The sequence below is a fragment of the Pontivivens ytuae genome (genome assembly GCF_015679265.1).
Classification (GTDB): Bacteria; Pseudomonadota; Alphaproteobacteria; order Rhodobacterales; family Rhodobacteraceae; genus Pontivivens; species Pontivivens ytuae.
On sequence record NZ_CP064942.1, the window covers coordinates 643,560 to 659,660 of the forward strand.

Annotated in this window: 20 protein-coding genes; 8 read left to right on the forward strand and 12 right to left on the reverse strand. The window is 68.2% G+C overall.

Annotation, left to right across the window (positions count from 1 at the left end; genetic code table 11):
* Positions 1-238 precede the first annotated feature (238 nt).
* Genes I0K15_RS02995 through I0K15_RS03000 form a run of 3 tightly spaced genes read left to right on the forward strand, consistent with a single transcriptional unit; the run spans position 239 to position 1,229 of the window.
* Positions 239-556, forward strand: a complete 318-nt coding sequence (locus tag I0K15_RS02995; RefSeq protein WP_196103963.1) for a hypothetical protein — start codon at positions 239-241, stop codon at positions 554-556.
* A gap of 36 nt (positions 557-592) precedes the next feature.
* Complete coding sequence (locus tag I0K15_RS20980) at positions 593-961, forward strand: hypothetical protein (protein WP_230374257.1); 369 nt, start codon at positions 593-595, stop codon at positions 959-961.
* The gene (locus I0K15_RS03000; RefSeq protein ID WP_230374258.1) at positions 948-1,229 is read left to right on the forward strand and encodes a hypothetical protein; all 282 of its coding nucleotides are present in this window, start codon (positions 948-950) and stop codon (positions 1,227-1,229) included. Before I0K15_RS20980 ends, I0K15_RS03000 begins: the two co-directional genes overlap by 14 nt.
* On the opposite strand, the gene tgt is transcribed toward I0K15_RS03000, so the two are convergent.
* Positions 1,226-2,353, reverse strand: a complete 1,128-nt coding sequence (tgt, locus tag I0K15_RS03005) for a tRNA guanosine(34) transglycosylase Tgt (RefSeq protein WP_196103965.1) — start codon at positions 2,351-2,353, stop codon at positions 1,226-1,228. The two genes, I0K15_RS03000 and tgt, sit on opposite strands and share 4 nt — an antisense overlap.
* Positions 2,354-2,606: 253 nt before the next feature.
* Here tgt and I0K15_RS03010 point away from each other — a divergent pair, with 253 nt between their 5' ends.
* Positions 2,607-2,966 carry an SUF system Fe-S cluster assembly protein gene (locus tag I0K15_RS03010; protein ID WP_196103966.1) on the forward strand — a complete coding sequence of 120 codons (360 nt, stop codon included), beginning with the start codon at positions 2,607-2,609 and terminating at the stop codon, positions 2,964-2,966.
* Positions 2,967-2,972: 6 nt separating this feature from the next.
* On the opposite strand, the gene I0K15_RS03015 is transcribed toward I0K15_RS03010, so the two are convergent.
* Positions 2,973-3,647 carry a hypothetical protein gene (locus I0K15_RS03015; protein WP_196103967.1) on the reverse strand — a complete coding sequence of 225 codons (675 nt, stop codon included), beginning with the start codon at positions 3,645-3,647 and terminating at the stop codon, positions 2,973-2,975.
* Positions 3,648-3,805: 158 nt separating this feature from the next.
* Between I0K15_RS03015 and I0K15_RS03020 the strand changes: the two genes are divergently transcribed.
* Positions 3,806-5,353, forward strand: coding sequence for a trimethylamine methyltransferase family protein (locus I0K15_RS03020; protein WP_230374259.1), 1,548 nt, complete (start codon positions 3,806-3,808; stop codon positions 5,351-5,353).
* On the opposite strand, the gene I0K15_RS03025 is transcribed toward I0K15_RS03020, so the two are convergent.
* A complete protein-coding gene (locus I0K15_RS03025; protein ID WP_196103968.1) occupies positions 5,308-5,571 on the reverse strand; it encodes a DUF6477 family protein in 264 nt (87 codons plus the stop codon). The genes I0K15_RS03020 and I0K15_RS03025 overlap by 46 nt on opposite strands.
* A 186-nt stretch (positions 5,572-5,757) precedes the next feature.
* Here I0K15_RS03025 and I0K15_RS03030 point away from each other — a divergent pair, with 186 nt between their 5' ends.
* Together I0K15_RS03030 and I0K15_RS03035 are read left to right on the forward strand one after the other, a co-directional pair.
* A complete protein-coding gene (locus I0K15_RS03030; protein ID WP_196103969.1) occupies positions 5,758-6,861 on the forward strand; it encodes a DUF6456 domain-containing protein in 1,104 nt (367 codons plus the stop codon).
* A 37-nt stretch (positions 6,862-6,898) separates the two neighbouring features.
* Positions 6,899-7,426 carry a hypothetical protein gene (locus tag I0K15_RS03035; RefSeq protein WP_196103970.1) on the forward strand — a complete coding sequence of 176 codons (528 nt, stop codon included), beginning with the start codon at positions 6,899-6,901 and terminating at the stop codon, positions 7,424-7,426.
* Between the two features lie 195 nt (positions 7,427-7,621).
* Here the strand turns inward: I0K15_RS03035 and tpiA are convergent, their stop codons facing one another.
* The 6 genes from tpiA to I0K15_RS03065 all read right to left on the reverse strand — a co-directional run bounded on the left by tpiA (position 7,622) and on the right by I0K15_RS03065 (position 11,817).
* Positions 7,622-8,362, reverse strand: a complete 741-nt coding sequence (gene tpiA / locus I0K15_RS03040) for a triose-phosphate isomerase (protein ID WP_196105345.1) — start codon at positions 8,360-8,362, stop codon at positions 7,622-7,624.
* A gap of 56 nt (positions 8,363-8,418) precedes the next feature.
* Entirely contained in the window at positions 8,419-8,973 is a 555-nt protein-coding gene (locus I0K15_RS03045; RefSeq protein WP_196103971.1) for an OmpA family protein, read from the reverse strand.
* A 113-nt stretch (positions 8,974-9,086) separates the two neighbouring features.
* Complete coding sequence (locus tag I0K15_RS03050) at positions 9,087-9,437, reverse strand: HesB/IscA family protein (RefSeq protein WP_196103972.1); 351 nt, start codon at positions 9,435-9,437, stop codon at positions 9,087-9,089.
* 53 nt (positions 9,438-9,490) lie between these two features.
* A complete protein-coding gene (locus I0K15_RS03055; protein WP_196103973.1) occupies positions 9,491-10,183 on the reverse strand; it encodes a DUF3307 domain-containing protein in 693 nt (230 codons plus the stop codon).
* A gap of 94 nt (positions 10,184-10,277) precedes the next feature.
* A complete protein-coding gene (locus tag I0K15_RS03060; RefSeq protein WP_196103974.1) occupies positions 10,278-10,934 on the reverse strand; it encodes a hypothetical protein in 657 nt (218 codons plus the stop codon).
* A gap of 28 nt (positions 10,935-10,962) precedes the next feature.
* Positions 10,963-11,817 (reverse strand): LysR family transcriptional regulator, encoded by an 855-nt coding sequence (locus I0K15_RS03065; protein WP_196103975.1) that lies wholly within the window; start codon positions 11,815-11,817, stop codon positions 10,963-10,965.
* Between the two features lie 290 nt (positions 11,818-12,107).
* Here I0K15_RS03065 and I0K15_RS03070 point away from each other — a divergent pair, with 290 nt between their 5' ends.
* Entirely contained in the window at positions 12,108-12,833 is a 726-nt protein-coding gene (locus I0K15_RS03070) for a helix-turn-helix transcriptional regulator (RefSeq protein WP_196103976.1), read from the forward strand.
* Between the two features lie 201 nt (positions 12,834-13,034).
* On the opposite strand, the gene I0K15_RS03075 is transcribed toward I0K15_RS03070, so the two are convergent.
* Genes I0K15_RS03075 through I0K15_RS03085 form a run of 3 tightly spaced genes read right to left on the reverse strand, consistent with a single transcriptional unit; the run spans position 13,035 to position 15,996 of the window.
* Positions 13,035-14,225: a Bcr/CflA family efflux MFS transporter gene (locus tag I0K15_RS03075; RefSeq protein WP_196103977.1), complete on the reverse strand. Its 1,191-nt coding sequence runs from the start codon at positions 14,223-14,225 to the stop codon at positions 13,035-13,037.
* 51 nt (positions 14,226-14,276) lie between these two features.
* A complete protein-coding gene (locus I0K15_RS03080) occupies positions 14,277-14,711 on the reverse strand; it encodes a hypothetical protein (protein ID WP_196103978.1) in 435 nt (144 codons plus the stop codon).
* 52 nt (positions 14,712-14,763) lie between these two features.
* Entirely contained in the window at positions 14,764-15,996 is a 1,233-nt protein-coding gene (locus I0K15_RS03085) for a glycerophosphodiester phosphodiesterase family protein (RefSeq protein ID WP_196103979.1), read from the reverse strand.
* Positions 15,997-16,101 lie beyond the last annotated feature (105 nt).

Consider the following 16,101-nt stretch of genomic DNA (forward strand, 5'->3'; position numbering starts at 1 on the left):
GAGATATCCTTTCTCGCAGGAGGTCCCGCCCCGATAATCGGCAGCCCGGTCCTCCCCGTTTGGGGGGCTGTAGGTGTGGACCGTTCACGAAGCGTTCAAGGGGGGCGCTTCGCGACTCGTTTCGAGACATGCTGAACGGGCGCTGTGGCGAGCACAAGGCCGCCTGCCATCCTGCCGCCACGATCTGATCCCTTAGGTAGCGCCGGCCCGGAGGGGCTTCCACCGGGAGGGGACAAACGTGCTGCGTCGAATCGCGCTTCAATATCGGCGGATCGTGCTGTGCGTGATCCTCTACATGGCCGGAATCGGCACGGCGACCGTCCTGGGACTGGCGGAGACGGGCCATCCGCTGCCGATGATCGTGCTCGTGGCGGGACTGATGAGCCTCGCCTTCGGCAGTGTGTTGGCGCTTGTCGTCATCGTGATGCTCCCGGGTCTGCGCTTCGCGGCGGAGGGCATCATCCTGATCATAGGTTACTTCTTCGTTCAGGACATGAGAGAACGCCGCAGTCTTCCGACTGGCGGATCGACCGCAGCAGTTCCCACCTCAAGCTGAAAGCCATCAAAAGCAAGCTCGTACTGAAAATATAATATGAACGACAAAGAACAGCCCGAAGAAGAATTGAATAGCTGCGATGATATCTTTGAAGTTTTTGAGCTAGTCGAAATTTCAGTCGGAACAGCCATTGTCTACATAGGCTTATCAAAAGAGGATGGATCCTCCGCCGTCACATCTTGCCACTTCATTTACGAGGATGATTTTGTTAAAGGCGGAGCACGGCGTGTGCTAGAGAGCTTTCAACTCTACAGATACGAAGCTCTTTTTCAGAACACGTCCCGACTGCGTTGGTTCAGCGACAAGAGAACCGCTGTCCGGAACTACCGACCACGACCTCGATTTCCGCCATGCGGTGAAGAGCCACACCGCGGAGATCCAGAGGATCACCGTGACGAAGGCTGATCCGCCGCATGCCTTCTCCTACGATTTCGAGCCGCCCTATCCGGAGCCGAACGGGCTTCACCATGGCACGTTCTCGGTGCGGATCGAGGAGGTGGCGCAGGGCCTGTGCGAAGTCACGATCACCGAGCGGCGCAAGGCGCAGACACTGGGTAACGTGGTGCTCGGCTGGCTCGACGATCTGCCGCGGGACAGGATGATCTGCGCCCGCGCCCGGATCGAGGGGCGGCGGGACTGGAGCATGATTGGGCGGCAGCTTCCACAGCGCTAGAGCCGCTCCATGTCGCCCTCGGCCCGCCGGGCGTGGAAGGCGGCGACGAAGGCGTCGAGGCTTCCGGCCGCGATCGCGTCGCGCAGGCCCTGCATCAGCTCCTGATAGTAGTGCAGGTTGTGCCAGGTCAGCAGCATGGCGGCGATGATCTCCTGCGACTTGTGCACATGGTGCAGGTAGGCGCGGGAGTAGTTCGTGCAGCAGGGACAGGTGCAGTCGGGGTCGAGCGGGCGCGGATCCTCGGCATGGCGCGCGTTCCTGAGGTTCACCTGCCCGAAGCGGGTCTGCGCCTGCCCCGTGCGGCCGGAGCGCGAGGGGAGCACGCAGTCGAACATGTCGATGCCGCGCTGAACGGCGCCGACGATGTCGTCGGGTTTGCCGACTCCCATCAGGTAGCGCGGCTTTTCCTGAGGCAGTTGGCCGGGCGCGTAGTCGAGGCAGCCGAACATCGCCTCCTGCCCCTCACCGACGGCGAGGCCGCCGACCGCGTAGCCGTCGAACTCGATGCCGCGCAGGGCCTCGGCGCTTTCCGCGCGCAGGTCTTCCTCCAGCCCGCCCTGCTGGATGCCGAAGAGCGCGTGGCCGGGGCGGTCGCCGAACGCGTCGCGGCTGCGCTGGGCCCAGCGCATGGAGAGGCGCATGCTCTCCTCGATCCGCGGACGGTCGGCGGGCAGCGCGGGGCATTCGTCGAAGCACATCACGATGTCGGAGCCGAGGAGCTTCTGGATCTCCATCGAGCGCTCGGGCGACAGGAAATGCTCCGACCCGTCGATATGCGATTTGAAGCGGACGCCCTCCTCGGTGAGCTTCCTCAGATCGCTGAGGCTCATGACCTGAAAGCCGCCGGAATCGGTGAGGATCGGGCGGTCCCAGTTCATGAAACGGTGGAGGCCACCCAGCTTCGCCACCCGCTCCGCGCCGGGACGCAGCATCAGGTGGTAGGTGTTGCCGAGCAGGATGTCAGCGCCCGTCGCGCGCACGTTTTCAGGCATCATCGCCTTCACCGTCGCGGCCGTGCCGACCGGCATGAAGGCCGGCGTGCGGATCTCGCCCCGCGGCGTGGTGATCGCACCGGTGCGCGCCTTGCCATCGGTGGCGGCGACCTGAAAGCGGAAACGGGTCATGGAACTCTCCCTCGCGGACGCCGCCAGATGCCGCGCCGGGCGCGCGAGGTCAACTCGCACCGTATTCCTCGCCGTCTTCTTCTTGCGCCAAGTATCCCCGCCGGAGGCGCAGATCTCCCGCTCGCGCAGCCGATGACCTCCAACACTAGGCCCACCGGTCGCGCCGGAGGGTGACAGCCCGGCATGGCCGCCTTTACGCCCTGCCGCCCTTTCCCTATATCTTCCGTCAGGAATTTGGACCGGAGCGCATCGCATGAATGCCGAAGCCCCGATGGAGGGTGCCCCCCTCATCAAGCCATCGACGACCGACCATCCGCTCTATGACAGCGTGGTGGAGGCGTGCCGCACCGTGCACGACCCGGAAATCCCGGTGAACATCTACGATCTGGGCCTCGTCTACACGATCGAGATCTCGCAGGACGGCAATGTCGAGATCCTGATGACGCTGACCGCCCCCGGCTGCCCTGTTGCGGGTGAGATGCCGGGCTGGGTGGCCGAGGCGGTGGAGCCCCTGCCCGGCGTGCAGACGGTGAATGTTCAGCTCATCTGGGAGCCGCCCTGGGGCATGGAGATGCTCAGCGACGAGGCGCGGCTCGAACTGGGCTTCATGTAATCCCGCTCACTCGACGCGCGTCAGCTCGAAGGGGCCGTCGGGGGTGAGCACGCGGATGCCCGGATCGGCGGGCTCGAAGGCGACGATGCGGTTGGCGTCGCCCCCTTCGCAACCGGTGAGTTCGACCCGGACGGACGTCCCCTCCTCCTGAACCGTACCGAGAGCGCAGGCACCGCGGGACCAGATCAGGGCGTCGCGGCCCAGCACCCAGTCGGGCGCCTCCGCAGTCGGATCGATGGCCCAGGCGCCGAGGAAGGGCGCGAGGGGGCCTTCGGGGATCTCCATCTCCACCTCGGCAGTGGTCTCATCGGCGAGGGCAGCGAGGCGGGCTTCGGCCTCCTGCGCGGCGAGTTCGGCGCGGCGGGCGGCGCGCAGGGCCGCCTGGGTCGCGCGCTCGGCGCGGGCGAGCGAGAGGCTCGCTTCGGCTTCGGCGCGCAGGGCGCGGACCTGATCGGCGATCTCCTGGCGGGCGGCCGCGATCTCCTCCCCTTCGGCGCGAGCGGCGGCGAGCGCTGCGGCTTCGGCATCGGTGAGGGGCGCGGTCTCCTCCACGCCGGCGACGTCGGCGGGCAGCTCCTCGCCGAGGGCGGCGGTGTCGTCGCCGCCCGTCTCCTCCTCATCCTCCCAGCAGCCCGCGAGGGCGATCAGGGCCAGTCCCGCCATCAGGGTGGTCGCGCGCATCGGTGCCTCCTTGTCCGGTTAACCAAGCCAACGCGCGGGGGGCTGCGCGGGTTCACGACGCGGCAATGTCGCTTCCGGACGCCGGAGAGGCGGAATCCTCCGGGGTGGGCGCGCCGGGCCGTCTAGATTGCCTCATCCGTTTGATGTGGAGGATCGAGATGGGCGAAGTGATGCGCGAGGGACGCCGCGGGCGGCGCGGCGGCGGCGGGGCCGCACGGCGGGCGGAACGCTCCGCCCCGCGCATCGAGGCCGCGCGCTACATCACGCGCAACATCCCCGATTTCGAGATCCTGACGTCGGAGGCGCTGGAGATCATCGAGGCCAACGCCGAGACGGTGCTGGAGGAGATCGGCGTCACCTTCGGCGACAATCCCGGCGCGCTGGAGCGCTGGCGGCAGGCCGGGGCCGATCTGCGCGGCGACCGGGTGCATATTCCGCGGGGGCTGGCGCGCACGCTCTGCGCCACCGCACCGTCGCAGTTCACCCAGCATGCCCGCAATCCCGAGCGCAACGTGGAGATCGGCGGGCGCAACCTGGTGCTCGCCCCGGTCTACGGCCCGCCCTTCGTGCGCGACCTCGACGGGGTGCGGCGCTACGCGACGATCGAGGATTTCCGGACCTTCGTGAAGCTCGGCTACCTGTCGAAATGGGTGCACCATTCGGGCGGCACGCTGTGCGAGCCGACGGATGTGGCGGTGAACAAGCGGCATCTCGACATGCTGCTCGCCCATATGACGCTGAGCGACAAGCCGTTCATGGGCGCGGTGACGGAGCCCTCCCGCGCGCGCGACAGCGTGGAGATGTGCGAGATCCTGTTCGGGGAGGCGGCGAGGCAGGCGCCGCACATGACTTCGCTCATCAACATCAACTCGCCGCTCACCTTCGACGCGGTGATGATGGGGGCGCTGGAGGTCTATGCGGAGGCCATGCAGGCCTGCATCATCTCTCCCTTCATCGTCGGTGGGGCGATGGCGCCGGTGAGTGTGGCGGGCACGCTGACGCAGGTGCTGGCCGAAGCGCTGGCGGGTATCGCCTACTCGCAGCTCGTGCGGCCCGGCGCACCGGTGATCTTCGGCGCGTTCGTGACCTCTATCGACATGAATTCCGGCGCGCCGACCTTCGGCACGCCCGAAGCGTCGAAGATACTGTGGGGCGCGGGGCAGCTCGCCCGGCGGCTCGGCCTGCCCTTCCGCTCCGGCGGGGGGCTGACGGGGGCGAAGCTGCCGGATGCGCAGGCGGGCTACGAGACGGCGAACACGCTGAACGCGGCGCTGACCGGTGGGGTGAACTTCATGCTGCACGCCTGCGGCTGGCTGGAGGGCGGGCTGGTCGCGAGCTTCGAGAAGTTCGTGATGGATGCCGACCAGCTCGGCGTGCTGCATTCGATGGCGGCGGGCGTCGATGTCTCCGAGAACGGTCAGGCGATGGATGCGATCCGTGAGGTGGGGCCTGGCGGGCACTACCTCGGCTGCGCCCACACGCAGGCGAATTTCAAGGAGGCGTTCTGGCGCTCCAACCTGCTCGACTACCGGCCCTACGAGACCTGGGCCGATGACGGCGCGCCCGATACGCAGATGCTCGCCGCCAACCGGGTGCGCAAGATGCTCGACGAATACGTGGCGCCGGAGATCGATCCGAGCGTGGCCGAGGCGCTGGCCGACTACGTGGCGCGACGCAAGGCGGCGGAGCCCGACGCCTTCGCCTGAGCCTCCGTGCGGGCGCGTGCGATCAGCGCGCCCAGCACCCGGACATGGCGCTGCGGCGAATAGGCCGCGGACCCCGCGCGGCGCTCGGCATCGAGCTGCGCCTCCTCCTCCACCAGCATCGGCGATTTCAGCGGCGGGGCCGTGGCGACGCGGCGGGCGGCGCCTACGAGGGTGCGCGGGCGGCGGAGCGTGGCGAGATAGTCGGCGAGATCGGACATGGCGGCTTTCCCCGGTGATGGCATGAGATCCACCGGAGCCTCGCCGGACGCGCGGGGGTGTTGCGTGCCGCGGCGTCAGAGCGCGCGCTGCCAAGCTTGGTTAACGCTTTGGTAGGATTCGCCGGATTAACGTTTCCCTACCGACGCTTTTTTCAGCACCACACTATTCGGTTTGATCTTTTGTCCATGTCATCCTTCCCGGCTGGTTCGCCCCGGCCCGCGGGGTCCTGCCCCGCGCCCAGCTACCATCGCTACCTCGCTCATGTCGGCCTGTCGGTGCCGTTGCGCAGGCTCGCGCGGGGGCTGGGACATCATCCCTCGACCCTCGCCCGCACCATTTCGCGGGTCGAGGCGGAGAGGGAGGATCGTCTGCTCGATCACGCTCTCGATCGGGCGGCGGCGCGGCTGCCGGAAAGGCAGGGGACAGGGGATCTGCCGCTCGAGGAGATTTTTCCCATGGTCCATCAGGCGCTTTCCCCCGACACCCTCACCGACGCGCAGGTGGAGCGCGAAGCCGGGCGCATCCTGCGGCGGCTGAGCGAAAGCACGGCATTTCTGGCCGTGACCTCCGGTCTCGACAAGGCGGTGATCTTCCGCACCGCTTCGGGCCGCATGACCCGGATCGCGACCTGCCCGGTCGAGATCGCCGAAGCCTTCCGCCTGCGCGACTGGATCGCGGTGGAGACGAAGGGGCGTGTCATGCGCTACGTCATCACCTCCGCCGGCCGTGCCGCGCTGAAGCGGCTGCTGGCTGGCGATGCCGCGGCGAAGCGGGAGCGGCGCGAGGGCGACAGCCCGTTTGCGGCGCAGCACCGCGACGAAGCCCCGCGCGAGGTGATGGAGGCGGACGGCACCACCCGGACGCTGACCGTCAACCTCGCCGAAAGCCCGCTCGCGGCCCTCGCCCGGCGCAAGGGGCCGGACGGCAAGCCCTTCCTGAGCGGGGAGGAGCTGGAGGCGGGCGAGCGCCTGCGCGAGGCTTTCGAACGGGCGCAGATGGGTCCGCGCGTCGGCCAGAACTGGGACCGGTTCCTGGTGCCCGCCGACGGCGTTCTGCCGGGCGGCGACGGGCTTGCCGGACCGCAGGATGCGCGCGACCGGGTGACGGCGGCGCTCGCCGCGCTCGGACCGGGGCTCGGCGACATCGCCCTGCGCTGCTGCTGCTTCCTGGAGGGGCTGGAGGCCGCGGAAAAGCGGCTTGGCTGGTCGGCCCGGTCGGGCAAGGTCGTGCTCAAGATCGCGCTCGGCCGCCTCGCCCGGCACTACGGCATCTCCCGCATCGCGGCCTGACGCGAAGGGCATTTGCGCCGCGACTCGCATTCCGCTAATGTTGCGGCGCAACATCGCCGAGGGAGAGTTCTACATGATGATGGGTATGCCCGCCGTTCTACTGCCCCGCGAGGGGGAGACGCTTGTCGATTACTGGGTCAGCTTCTCACCGGCGGCCCCGTTCTTCGGCATCGACTGGCGGTTCGAGGAAATGATGTGGGGCGCCGTGTCCCCCCAGGTCTTCGCCCCGACGCGGGAGAGCGCGACGGTCCTGACCGAAGGCAATATCGAGGATGCGGAGTTCGAGGACGTGGCCGAGGCCGTGGGTGCCGCGGAAGAGGCCGCGCCCGAGCCTGCCGCCGTCCCTGCTCCAGCTGCGAATGACGACCTCACCCGGATGCGCGGCGTGGGCCCGAAGCTCGCCGCCGAGCTCAACGAGATGGGTCTCACGAGCTTTGCCCAGATCGCGGAGCTGACGGAGGAGAATCTTCAGCAGATCAGCGCGAAACTGACGGCATTCAAGGACCGCCCGATGCGCGACGACTGGGTCGGCCAAGCCCGCAGCCTGATGGGCGGCCACGCCTGATTTCTGGCTGTCCCGGCTAGTGCTGGCGCTTTGAACAAAGCGGCCCCGGATCAGGTCCGCGGCGATTGGTCTTGTTGATACCGTCCCGGCCGAAGCGCCGGGACCTTTTGCTGCTGAAGTGCTGAGGTTAAGGCGAGGTGGCCTGCATCGGGCGGCCCCGGATCGGGGTCCGGGGCGGTACGCCTTTGACGCCCCCTACCCCGCTGCGGCGACGATCTGGCCGAAATCGGACGCCTTCAGCGACGCGCCGCCGACGAGGCCGCCGTTGACGTTCTCGATCCCGAAGATCTCCGCCGCGTTGCCCGGTTTCACCGAGCCGCCGTAGAGCAGGCGGACGAGGGCCGCTTCGGCCTCCGGCATATGCTTGGCGAGATCGGCGCGCAGCGCATCATGGACCTCCGTGATGTCGGAGAGCTCGGGCACGCGGCCAGTGCCGATGGCCCAGACGGGCTCGTAGGCAATGACGACGCTGGCGCCGAGCGAGCCCTCGGGCAGCGAACCCGCGAGCTGCCCCAGTACGACGTCGAGGGTGCGGCCCGCGTCCCGCTCCGCTTCCGTCTCGCCCACGCAGATGATGGCGGTGAGCCCCGCGCGGATCGCCGCTTCGGCCTTGGCGCGGACGGTGGCGTCATCCTCGCCGTGATCGGCACGGCGCTCGGAGTGGCCGACGATGACGGCGGTGCCGCCAGCATCCGCGATCATCTCCGCCGCGATGTCTCCGGTATGGGCACCCGATGCCGCCGCGTGGCAGTCCTGCCCGCCCACCGCGACCGACGTGCCCGCGGCGACCTCGGCCATCGGGGCCAGCAACGTCGCGGGCGGGCAGATCAGCACGTCGCAGGAGGGCGTCGGGTGCATCTGGGCGAGCGTCGTCACCTCGGACAACGCGGCGCGGAGCCCGTTCATCTTCCAGTTTCCGGCGACGAGGGGGCGGATGGCGGGCATGGCGGCGCTCCTGTGCTTCATGGACCGCCGCCTGTGTAACCCGGTTGTTATGGCAGAACAAACTCCACGCGGCGGTTGAGCGACAGCTCCTCGCGGCGGGTGATGCCCTCGGGCAGGCGCTCGGGCGGCAGGGGCTGGGTCTCGCCGCGGCCCACGACCTCCAGCGTCGTTTCGGGTACGCCCGCGGTGATCAGCCAGTCGCGGACCGCCTCGGCCCGCTGGACGGAGAGGATGAGGTTGAAATCGGCGGGGCCGATCACGTCGGTATGCCCCTCGATCACCACGCCCTCCATGCCCGAGAGCACCTCGGCGACTGCGGAGAGGGTCGCCTCGGCCTCGGGCCGGATCGCGGCCTCGCCGAAGCTGAAGAGGACGTCGGAGAGCATCACCATGATCTCCTCCCCTTGCGCGTTGGTTTCAAGCGCAAGGTTCGGCGTGTCGGAGACGACATTCTGGATGGCGAGCGCGATGGTCTCGGTCGGGGCAGGTTCGGCGGAGGCGGCCGGGGGCAGCAGCACATCGAGCGGCGGCGTCTGGTCGACCACCTGCGCAAAGGCCGCTACGGGGCAGAGGCAGAGGAGCGTAAGGAGGGGGCGGGGCATGACATTCTCCGGGGGGTGAGAAGGTGAGGTTCGGGCACTATGGCCAACCCGCCCGGCATTACAAACATTTCACGCGCGAAAATCCGCCGATCCATGCAACCTGTGGCTGAGCGTCACATTCCTGCAAACTTGATCGACTCGCCGCAGCCGCAGGCCTCGGTCACATTCGGGTTGTTGAACTCGAACCCGCTTTCGAGAAGCGCTGTCTTGTAGTCGATCTCGGTCCCGAAGAGGAACATCTGCGCCATGGGCGCGATCATCACGCGCGCACCGTCCTGCTCGACCACCTCGTCATGGGGGTCGATCTCGTCCACGTAGTCCATGGTGTACTCCATGCCCGCGCAGCCGCCCTTCTTGACGCCGACGCGCAGGCCCTTGGTCCCGCCATGCTCCATGAGCTTGCGGATCTGCGCGGCGGCGCGGTCGGTCATGGTCACGGCCTGTTTGCCGGGGATGGCGAACATCGGAGCACTCCTCGAATACCTGAGCGGAAAGATAAGATGCTCCGGCCCGGAGCTCAAGCGGCGAGGCGCTCGAGGAGACCCTGCGTCGCGAGGCCGACGAGGATGGCCCAGGCGAAACTGACGAGGGTGCCGACGATGACGTATTCCGCCTGCCGCTTGTCATGGGTCGCCTCGAAGCGGAGTACGGACTTCGCCGCGATCAGGAAGCCGATGGCGGCGAACTGCGTCTGCAGGACGAGGACGAAGATCAGCAGGCGTTCGGCGAGGCCGATATACGTGCCGCCGTCCTTGAGGCCGAGGGCGGGCCCCTCCCACTCCGTATCGCCCGCGATCAGGTCGTCCATGAAGGCGCCGATGCCGAAGCGGCCCATCTGGAGCGCGGCGATCAGGCCCGCGGCGACAGCCATGACCGGCAGCGCCTCCGGAACGGGCCAAGACCAGAGGCCCGGCAGCACCAGGGCAAGCCCGCCGATCACCGCGAGATGCGCCACCTGGTCGAGCGCGAAGCCCCGCCAGCCGCCGCCGAAGCGCAGCTTGAGCGCGTCGATCGCCAGATGCGTGCCGCCAAGGATCAAAAGCGCGAAGATCGGCACGGTGCCCAGCGCCAGTGCGGCGAGCAGGACGTGGGTCGCCACATGGGCGAGCAGCATCAGCGGCTCGCGCTTGCGGCGGATCATGACGCCCGGCTGCATCAGGAAGTCGCCGACCATGTGGGCGAAGAGCAGCGGGACGAGGGTTTCGATCATCGGTGGCCTGCATGTCTGCAGCCTTGATCGGCTGCTTTCCGGTTTGCAGCCTCTGGAGGCTGTCTTCGCATTAACAACCGAATTTGGTTGTAAATCATTTTACAATTGAATCGCGTTGTTCAATAGCTCGTAACAGATGCTCCATCGCCTCGAATTCGGCGCGCACGAGGTGGGCCGTGACGGCCTGCTGCCGGACGGGGGGGCTCATACGCTCCGCAATCGTCGCGTGATCCGGCGCGTCCGGCTGTAGCGAATGGCACAGAACCCGGGCCTGCGCCTGCGTCCAACGCTGCGACACCCCGTCGGCGAGGGCCATGGCGGCGGAGGTGAGGGCGGGGTCGGAATCGTCCGCGCGCAGCATGTCGAGCCACGGACGGCGGCGCATCTTGTCGAGGCGGGTGCCCGCGGCGCGGATGAGGTCACCTCCGGTTCGGGCGACGTCGGCGCCGTCCCAGGGCTCGAAATGGCCGGTGGCGATGACGATGCGGGTGCGGAAATCGCGGTCCACCGCCGTCAGCCGCGCCCGGATGTAGAAGGCCGCGCGCACGGCATAGAGCGGATCGCCGAGGCCCAGTTGCCAGCCGTCCCCGCGGACGCGGGACAGCGGCGTGGTGCGCGGCGCGGGATCCCACTTGGCAAGATCGGCCACGGCGGCCTCCATCACCTCGAACAGGCGGTCGAGGGCGCCGGGCGGCAGCTTGCCGGAGCGCAGGACGTCTCCGGTCAGGACGGCGTGGACGGGGTCGGGCAAGGAGGGCCTCCGCGGAACTGCGCGAACTCTAGGCCGCAGGGGCCACGCCGGTCCAGTCGCGCCGCGACAGGATGTCCGCCAGGACGTCGAGGGCGGCGCGGATCGGCGGCTCGAACCGGGCCTCGTGGTGGCAGACGAGCCACTCGTCACGGGTCAGTTCCTCGATCGCATCCGAAAGGCGGATGAGCGCGGGCCGCGTCTCGCCGACGAACATGGGCAGGATGACACGACCGAGCCCCGCCTCGGCCATGATCATGCGCAGTTGCGGGTCGTTGGCGGTGGTCACGATCTCCGCCCCGTGGTGCCGCGAGATCCAGGCTTCGGAGGGCAGCGGCGCGGTTTCGAAACTACCGCCGATCCAGCCGGTGACCTCCTCGGACGTCGCATAGACCGCGTGTTCGATGACCCCAGTGCGCCGTCCGGCGAGCCAGGGCTGCTCGGGACGGCGGTTGCGGATGCCGATGTCGATCTCGCGCCGGGCGATGTCCAGGTCGCGGTTGCAGTGGACGAATTCCGGCACCCAGCCCGCGCTGGGCCGCCAGACGCGGGAGAGATCCTCGGCGAGCTGCAGCCCGGTCCAGGTGCCGGCCGAGATGCGGACGCGCACCGGCCCGGTGCCTTCGGCCTGCCAGGTGGCGATCTCGGCCGCGACCGCCTCCATCCGGCGGGCGCGGTCCAGGAGCGCGCGGCCATCCGCAGTGACGGTGTAGCCCTGCGCGCCGTGGAGGAAGAGCCGGCGGCCGCTCCGCCGCTCGAACGCCTTCATCCGGCGGCTGAGGGTGGCGACGGAGCACCCGGCCTCCTCCGCTGCGCGGGTCAGGCTGCCGGCGCGGGCCACGGCGGAGAAGAGGGCGATGTCGTCCCAGGCGAGAGTGTTTTGCATGAATGCAAAGGTACTCCCGTCCCTGGCCATGGGCAAGCGGCCTGTCGGCGCACATCTTGGGCCTATCCAGACAGGAGCAGATCCCATGATGCCGATGATTCAGCCACCGCGGCCCGCGCCGCGGCAACAGACGAGCTATGCCGAGGAGCAGGCCAAATTTGCAAAGATAGAGCAGGAGGCGCGTGCTGCCCGGCGTCTCTACTTCTGGAACGGAGTGCTGCGACTCCTTGGCCTCCGCCCTCGCCGCGCAAGACTGTTGCAGGAGGGCGGCGAACACGAAACAATGTGTCGTGCCCTACCAAAACCGCCTCATCGATCGCCTCGACATGCTGGCCTCCTGCGGAGCAGATGAGGCCGGATGGGAACGCGCGGTGGAGCAGATCCGCGCCCACGGCGTGTCCGGCGTCAACATGGGCGAGATGGACGCGCGGACGGGCGAGATCCTGTGGATGCGCTCGACCATGTCGGAGGAGTGGATCTCGACCTATATCCGCGAGGACTTCGCCAAGCATGACCCCATGGTGCACCACGCGATGCGCAGCACCGAGGTGAAAATCCAGGACGTGGCGGACGCCCCGGAGGCGCAGCCCCTGCGCGACATCTATGACAGCATGAAGCAGGAGGGCCACCAGTGCACCTACGGCCGCGCGTCGCTCACGGCGCGCAAGGATGTGCGCTGCGTGATCAACCTCGCCTCCGACCAGCCGCTGGAGGACTTCATCGCGGAGGACGGGGAGCCCCTGCTGCGGCTCACGCTGTCGCTGCTGACGGAGCGGTTCGGGCAGGCGAAGTTCGGGGACGTCTATGCGGGCCAGACCGGAACGCTGACGGGGCGGGAGCGGACGATCCTGCAGCTCATGGGCCTCGGCCTGCGCAACGACCGGATCGCGGAGCGCTGCGGCATCGCGGAAGTGACCGTGCGGATGCATATGGCCGCGGCCCGGCGCAAGCTGGGGGCGACGACGCGGGAGCACGCGCTCGCCATCGCGCTGACCCGCGGCCTGATTGATCTTTAGCCACACTATCGGTTTCGACAGGTTGCCCGCGCGGCCCCCGCTGCGGTCTATTCGCGGGGCCTCCCTTGTCACGCGACCACGTTGGCGGCTGCCGTGCCACCGGAGGCTATTGTGGGAGCCTGTGTCGTATCCCAGCCCCCGGATACGGCTTGAAACGGGGCGACGGTGTGTCTCGACCGTCGCTCCGTTTCTACTTTGTGCTCAGGCGGTTGCGGTGCGCGCGACGATGCGGCGGGTAAAGAGACCCGCGGCGAGCGCGCCGGTGCAGATCAGCACGAGGACAAGGGCGAGACCCGCCCGATCGGAGATCACGGCCGGCATCGCTCCGGCCGCCGCGGTGACCACGGCCCCCACGATGACGTTGAGCGCGCTGACGAGGCTCGCGGCACTGCCCGCCAGCTCCGGCCGGACGGACATCGCGCCGGAATAGGCGGCCGGCAGGGTCAGCCCGTTGCCGATCCCGATTGCCGCAAAACAGCCGAAGTAGAGGGCAAGCGGCACGCCGGTGACCGCGAGGACGAGGGCCAGCACCATGCCGCCCATTGAGATGAACCTGCCGAGCAGGATCAGTCGCGGCCCCGGAAAGTGCCGTGCCAGACGCGTCGTCGCACCGGTCCCGACAATGTAGCCCACCGGCGTGACGGCGAGCGCCAGGCCGACGGCGCCCTGCGACAGAGACTCCGCCTCACCCAAGGTGGGAGCCCCAAGCATCACGACGAAGACGCAGCAGAGCGACAGGGCGCTGGTGGCCGCATAGCCCCAGAAGCGCCCGTCCCGAAGCAGCCGCGGGTAGTCGGCCATCTGCTCCCGGAGCGGACGGCCACGGCTGCCATTGGTCTCGCCCAGATCGGCCCAGACGAGGAGCAGCAGGCCGAAGCCCAGCGCGGCGTAAAGCGCGAAGGAGGCCCGCCAGCCGAAGGCCTCACCCAGCAGTCCGCCGATGAGCGGCGCCACCATGGGGCCGAGCGCCATGGCCATCCCGATCAGCCCGATGCGGCGCGCGGCCTCCCGCTCCGGCACGGTGTCGCGCACCACGGCCATCGAGAGGGCCGCGCCGGAGGCGACGGCGGCCTGCAGGACGCGCCAGAACAGGAAGCTCTCGATGCTCTCCGCGCGCAGGCAACCGACCGAGGCCACGAAAAACAGTGCGAGCCCGCCGAGGATCACCGGACGGCGGCCGTAGCGGTCTGAGAGCGGCCCGGCGAAGAGCTGCACGACCGCCGTCACGAGGAAATAGCCGCTCAGCGACAGGCTGACGGTGGCGTAGCTCGCATCGAACTCCTCCGCGATGGCGGGCAGGCCGGGTAGGAAGAGGTTGAGCGTCACCACCGACAGCGCGGTCGCGAAGATCAGCGTGATCAGGTGCGGCGGTGTGGTGGCGGGGCGAAGCACGGCAGCAATCCGGTTGAGCCCGTCGCGCCTATCACGGGCGGGCCGCCGGGGCTAGGGCCGCGCGACCGCGTTGTGGAAGACCCGGCCGATGAACTCCCCCGTCCGGCGCGAGGTGGACGCGGTCACGAGGGTGATCGGGCAGATCGTGGAGCGGTGCTCGTAGTCGAGCACGGGCAGCCGGTAATAGGCGTATTTCGGATCGTCCGTGGGCAGCATCCAGCGCCCGCCCAGCGCCTTGCGGAAGACCTCGCCGACATAGATGGCGTAGAGGTTCACCTCCGCCGCGGCCTCCTGCGCCTTGGCATGCTCGATGGAGGGGAAGCGGTCGAGGATGCGGGCTTCGATCGTGTCGAGGCTCTCGCCCGTGTAGTCGAGCCGGGCCGCGATGTCGGGCGGCACGCTCAGCATCAGCTCGTCGAGGTAGGCGTCCATATGGGCGAGCCAGTGCTGGAACCGCTCCTGCGCCGCGCTGTCCTCTGTCTGCATGGTCCGCTCCTGAAGGGTGGGCAGGACGGCGGACCGCCCTGCCCTTCGGGTCTTAGTCCAGACCCATGCAGTTGGCATAGAACGTCGTCGTCGCCGGCCAGTCGGAGAAGATGCCCGCGACGCCCACATCCTGGGCCAGCACGTGGATCAGCTCCATCATCACGCCGTCATTGCGCTCGACCGCCGCGTCCGCGATGGACTGGTAGTACCAGCCGCCGCCGGTGCCCAGCGGGCCGGAGCGCTCGATGGTCCAGGTGATGATGTTGAGACCGGCGGCTTGCGCCTCCTCGGCATAGACGGACGGGATGATCTCGCCCGCGTCGTCGAGGGTCACCAGCATCCAGGTCGGCGGCGCGATGTACTGCACGCCCATCTCGGCAAGCTCGGCCATCGTGGGACGGAAGGTCGAGGCGTCCATCGGGTCGATCAGGCCCTCATCCTCGTCCTCCGCCTCGTAGCGGTCGTCGAGATAGACCGCCTGCGCACCGAAATCGGGCTCATTCTCGATCCAGTAGAGCACGTCGTCGAGGTTGAAGGACTGCAGCCACACGCGGGACGGATCGATGCCCGCCGCCTTGTACTCGTCCACCAGCTTCTGGGCGTAGTCCTCCTGGGAGAAACCGTTGAACGGCATCTCGACGGAGGGCGACTTGAGCTCCGGCGTGAAGTCGGCGCCGAGGCTGTCGAAGAGTTCAATGGACTCCGCATGGGTCATCAGCGTGCCGGTCGTCGCGGCATAGAGGTCGGTGCGCCAGCCGGCGGTGCCGTCCATGTACTCCTCGACCGTGGTGCCGGCGGAGTTCGCGGCATCCATCTTGCCCTCGAGCGTGCGGTACTCGGCCAGCGTGATCTCGGACGTCCGGCACTCGGCCACCGCCTCCGTATCGCCGGAGGCCGGGGTGAAGGGCGTCACGCAGGTTTCGGCCAGATCGCTGGCAAGGATGTTGGTCGTGGTGTGCAGGTCGTTCTGCGCGTGGCGGCAGACCAGCTCCAGATCCTCGGTGAAGGTCACGTCGCATTCCAGGATGCCCGCGCCCATGCGCGCGGCGGCGACGTTCGACTCGACCGTATGCTCGGGGAACTGCATCGGCGCACCGCGGTGACCGATGGAGAAGGACGAGGTCTCCCAAGGACCTTCGCAGGCCTGAAGCTGGGATTTCAGCTCGCCGTCGCGCATCTGGTCGACAAGGAAATAGGGGCGCGGGCCGAGATCGACGGACTGGGCCAGGGCGGCACCGGCGAACAGCGTTGCGAGCGCCGTCCCCCGAAGAAGGTGCGTCGTCATGGTGTTACCTCGCTCTGTTGTGGGGGGTGGTTGAACGCGAGGCACTGTCGTCGGCACACGTGACGGTTGAAAGACGCTTTCATGACGCAAATTCCTCCGATCGTT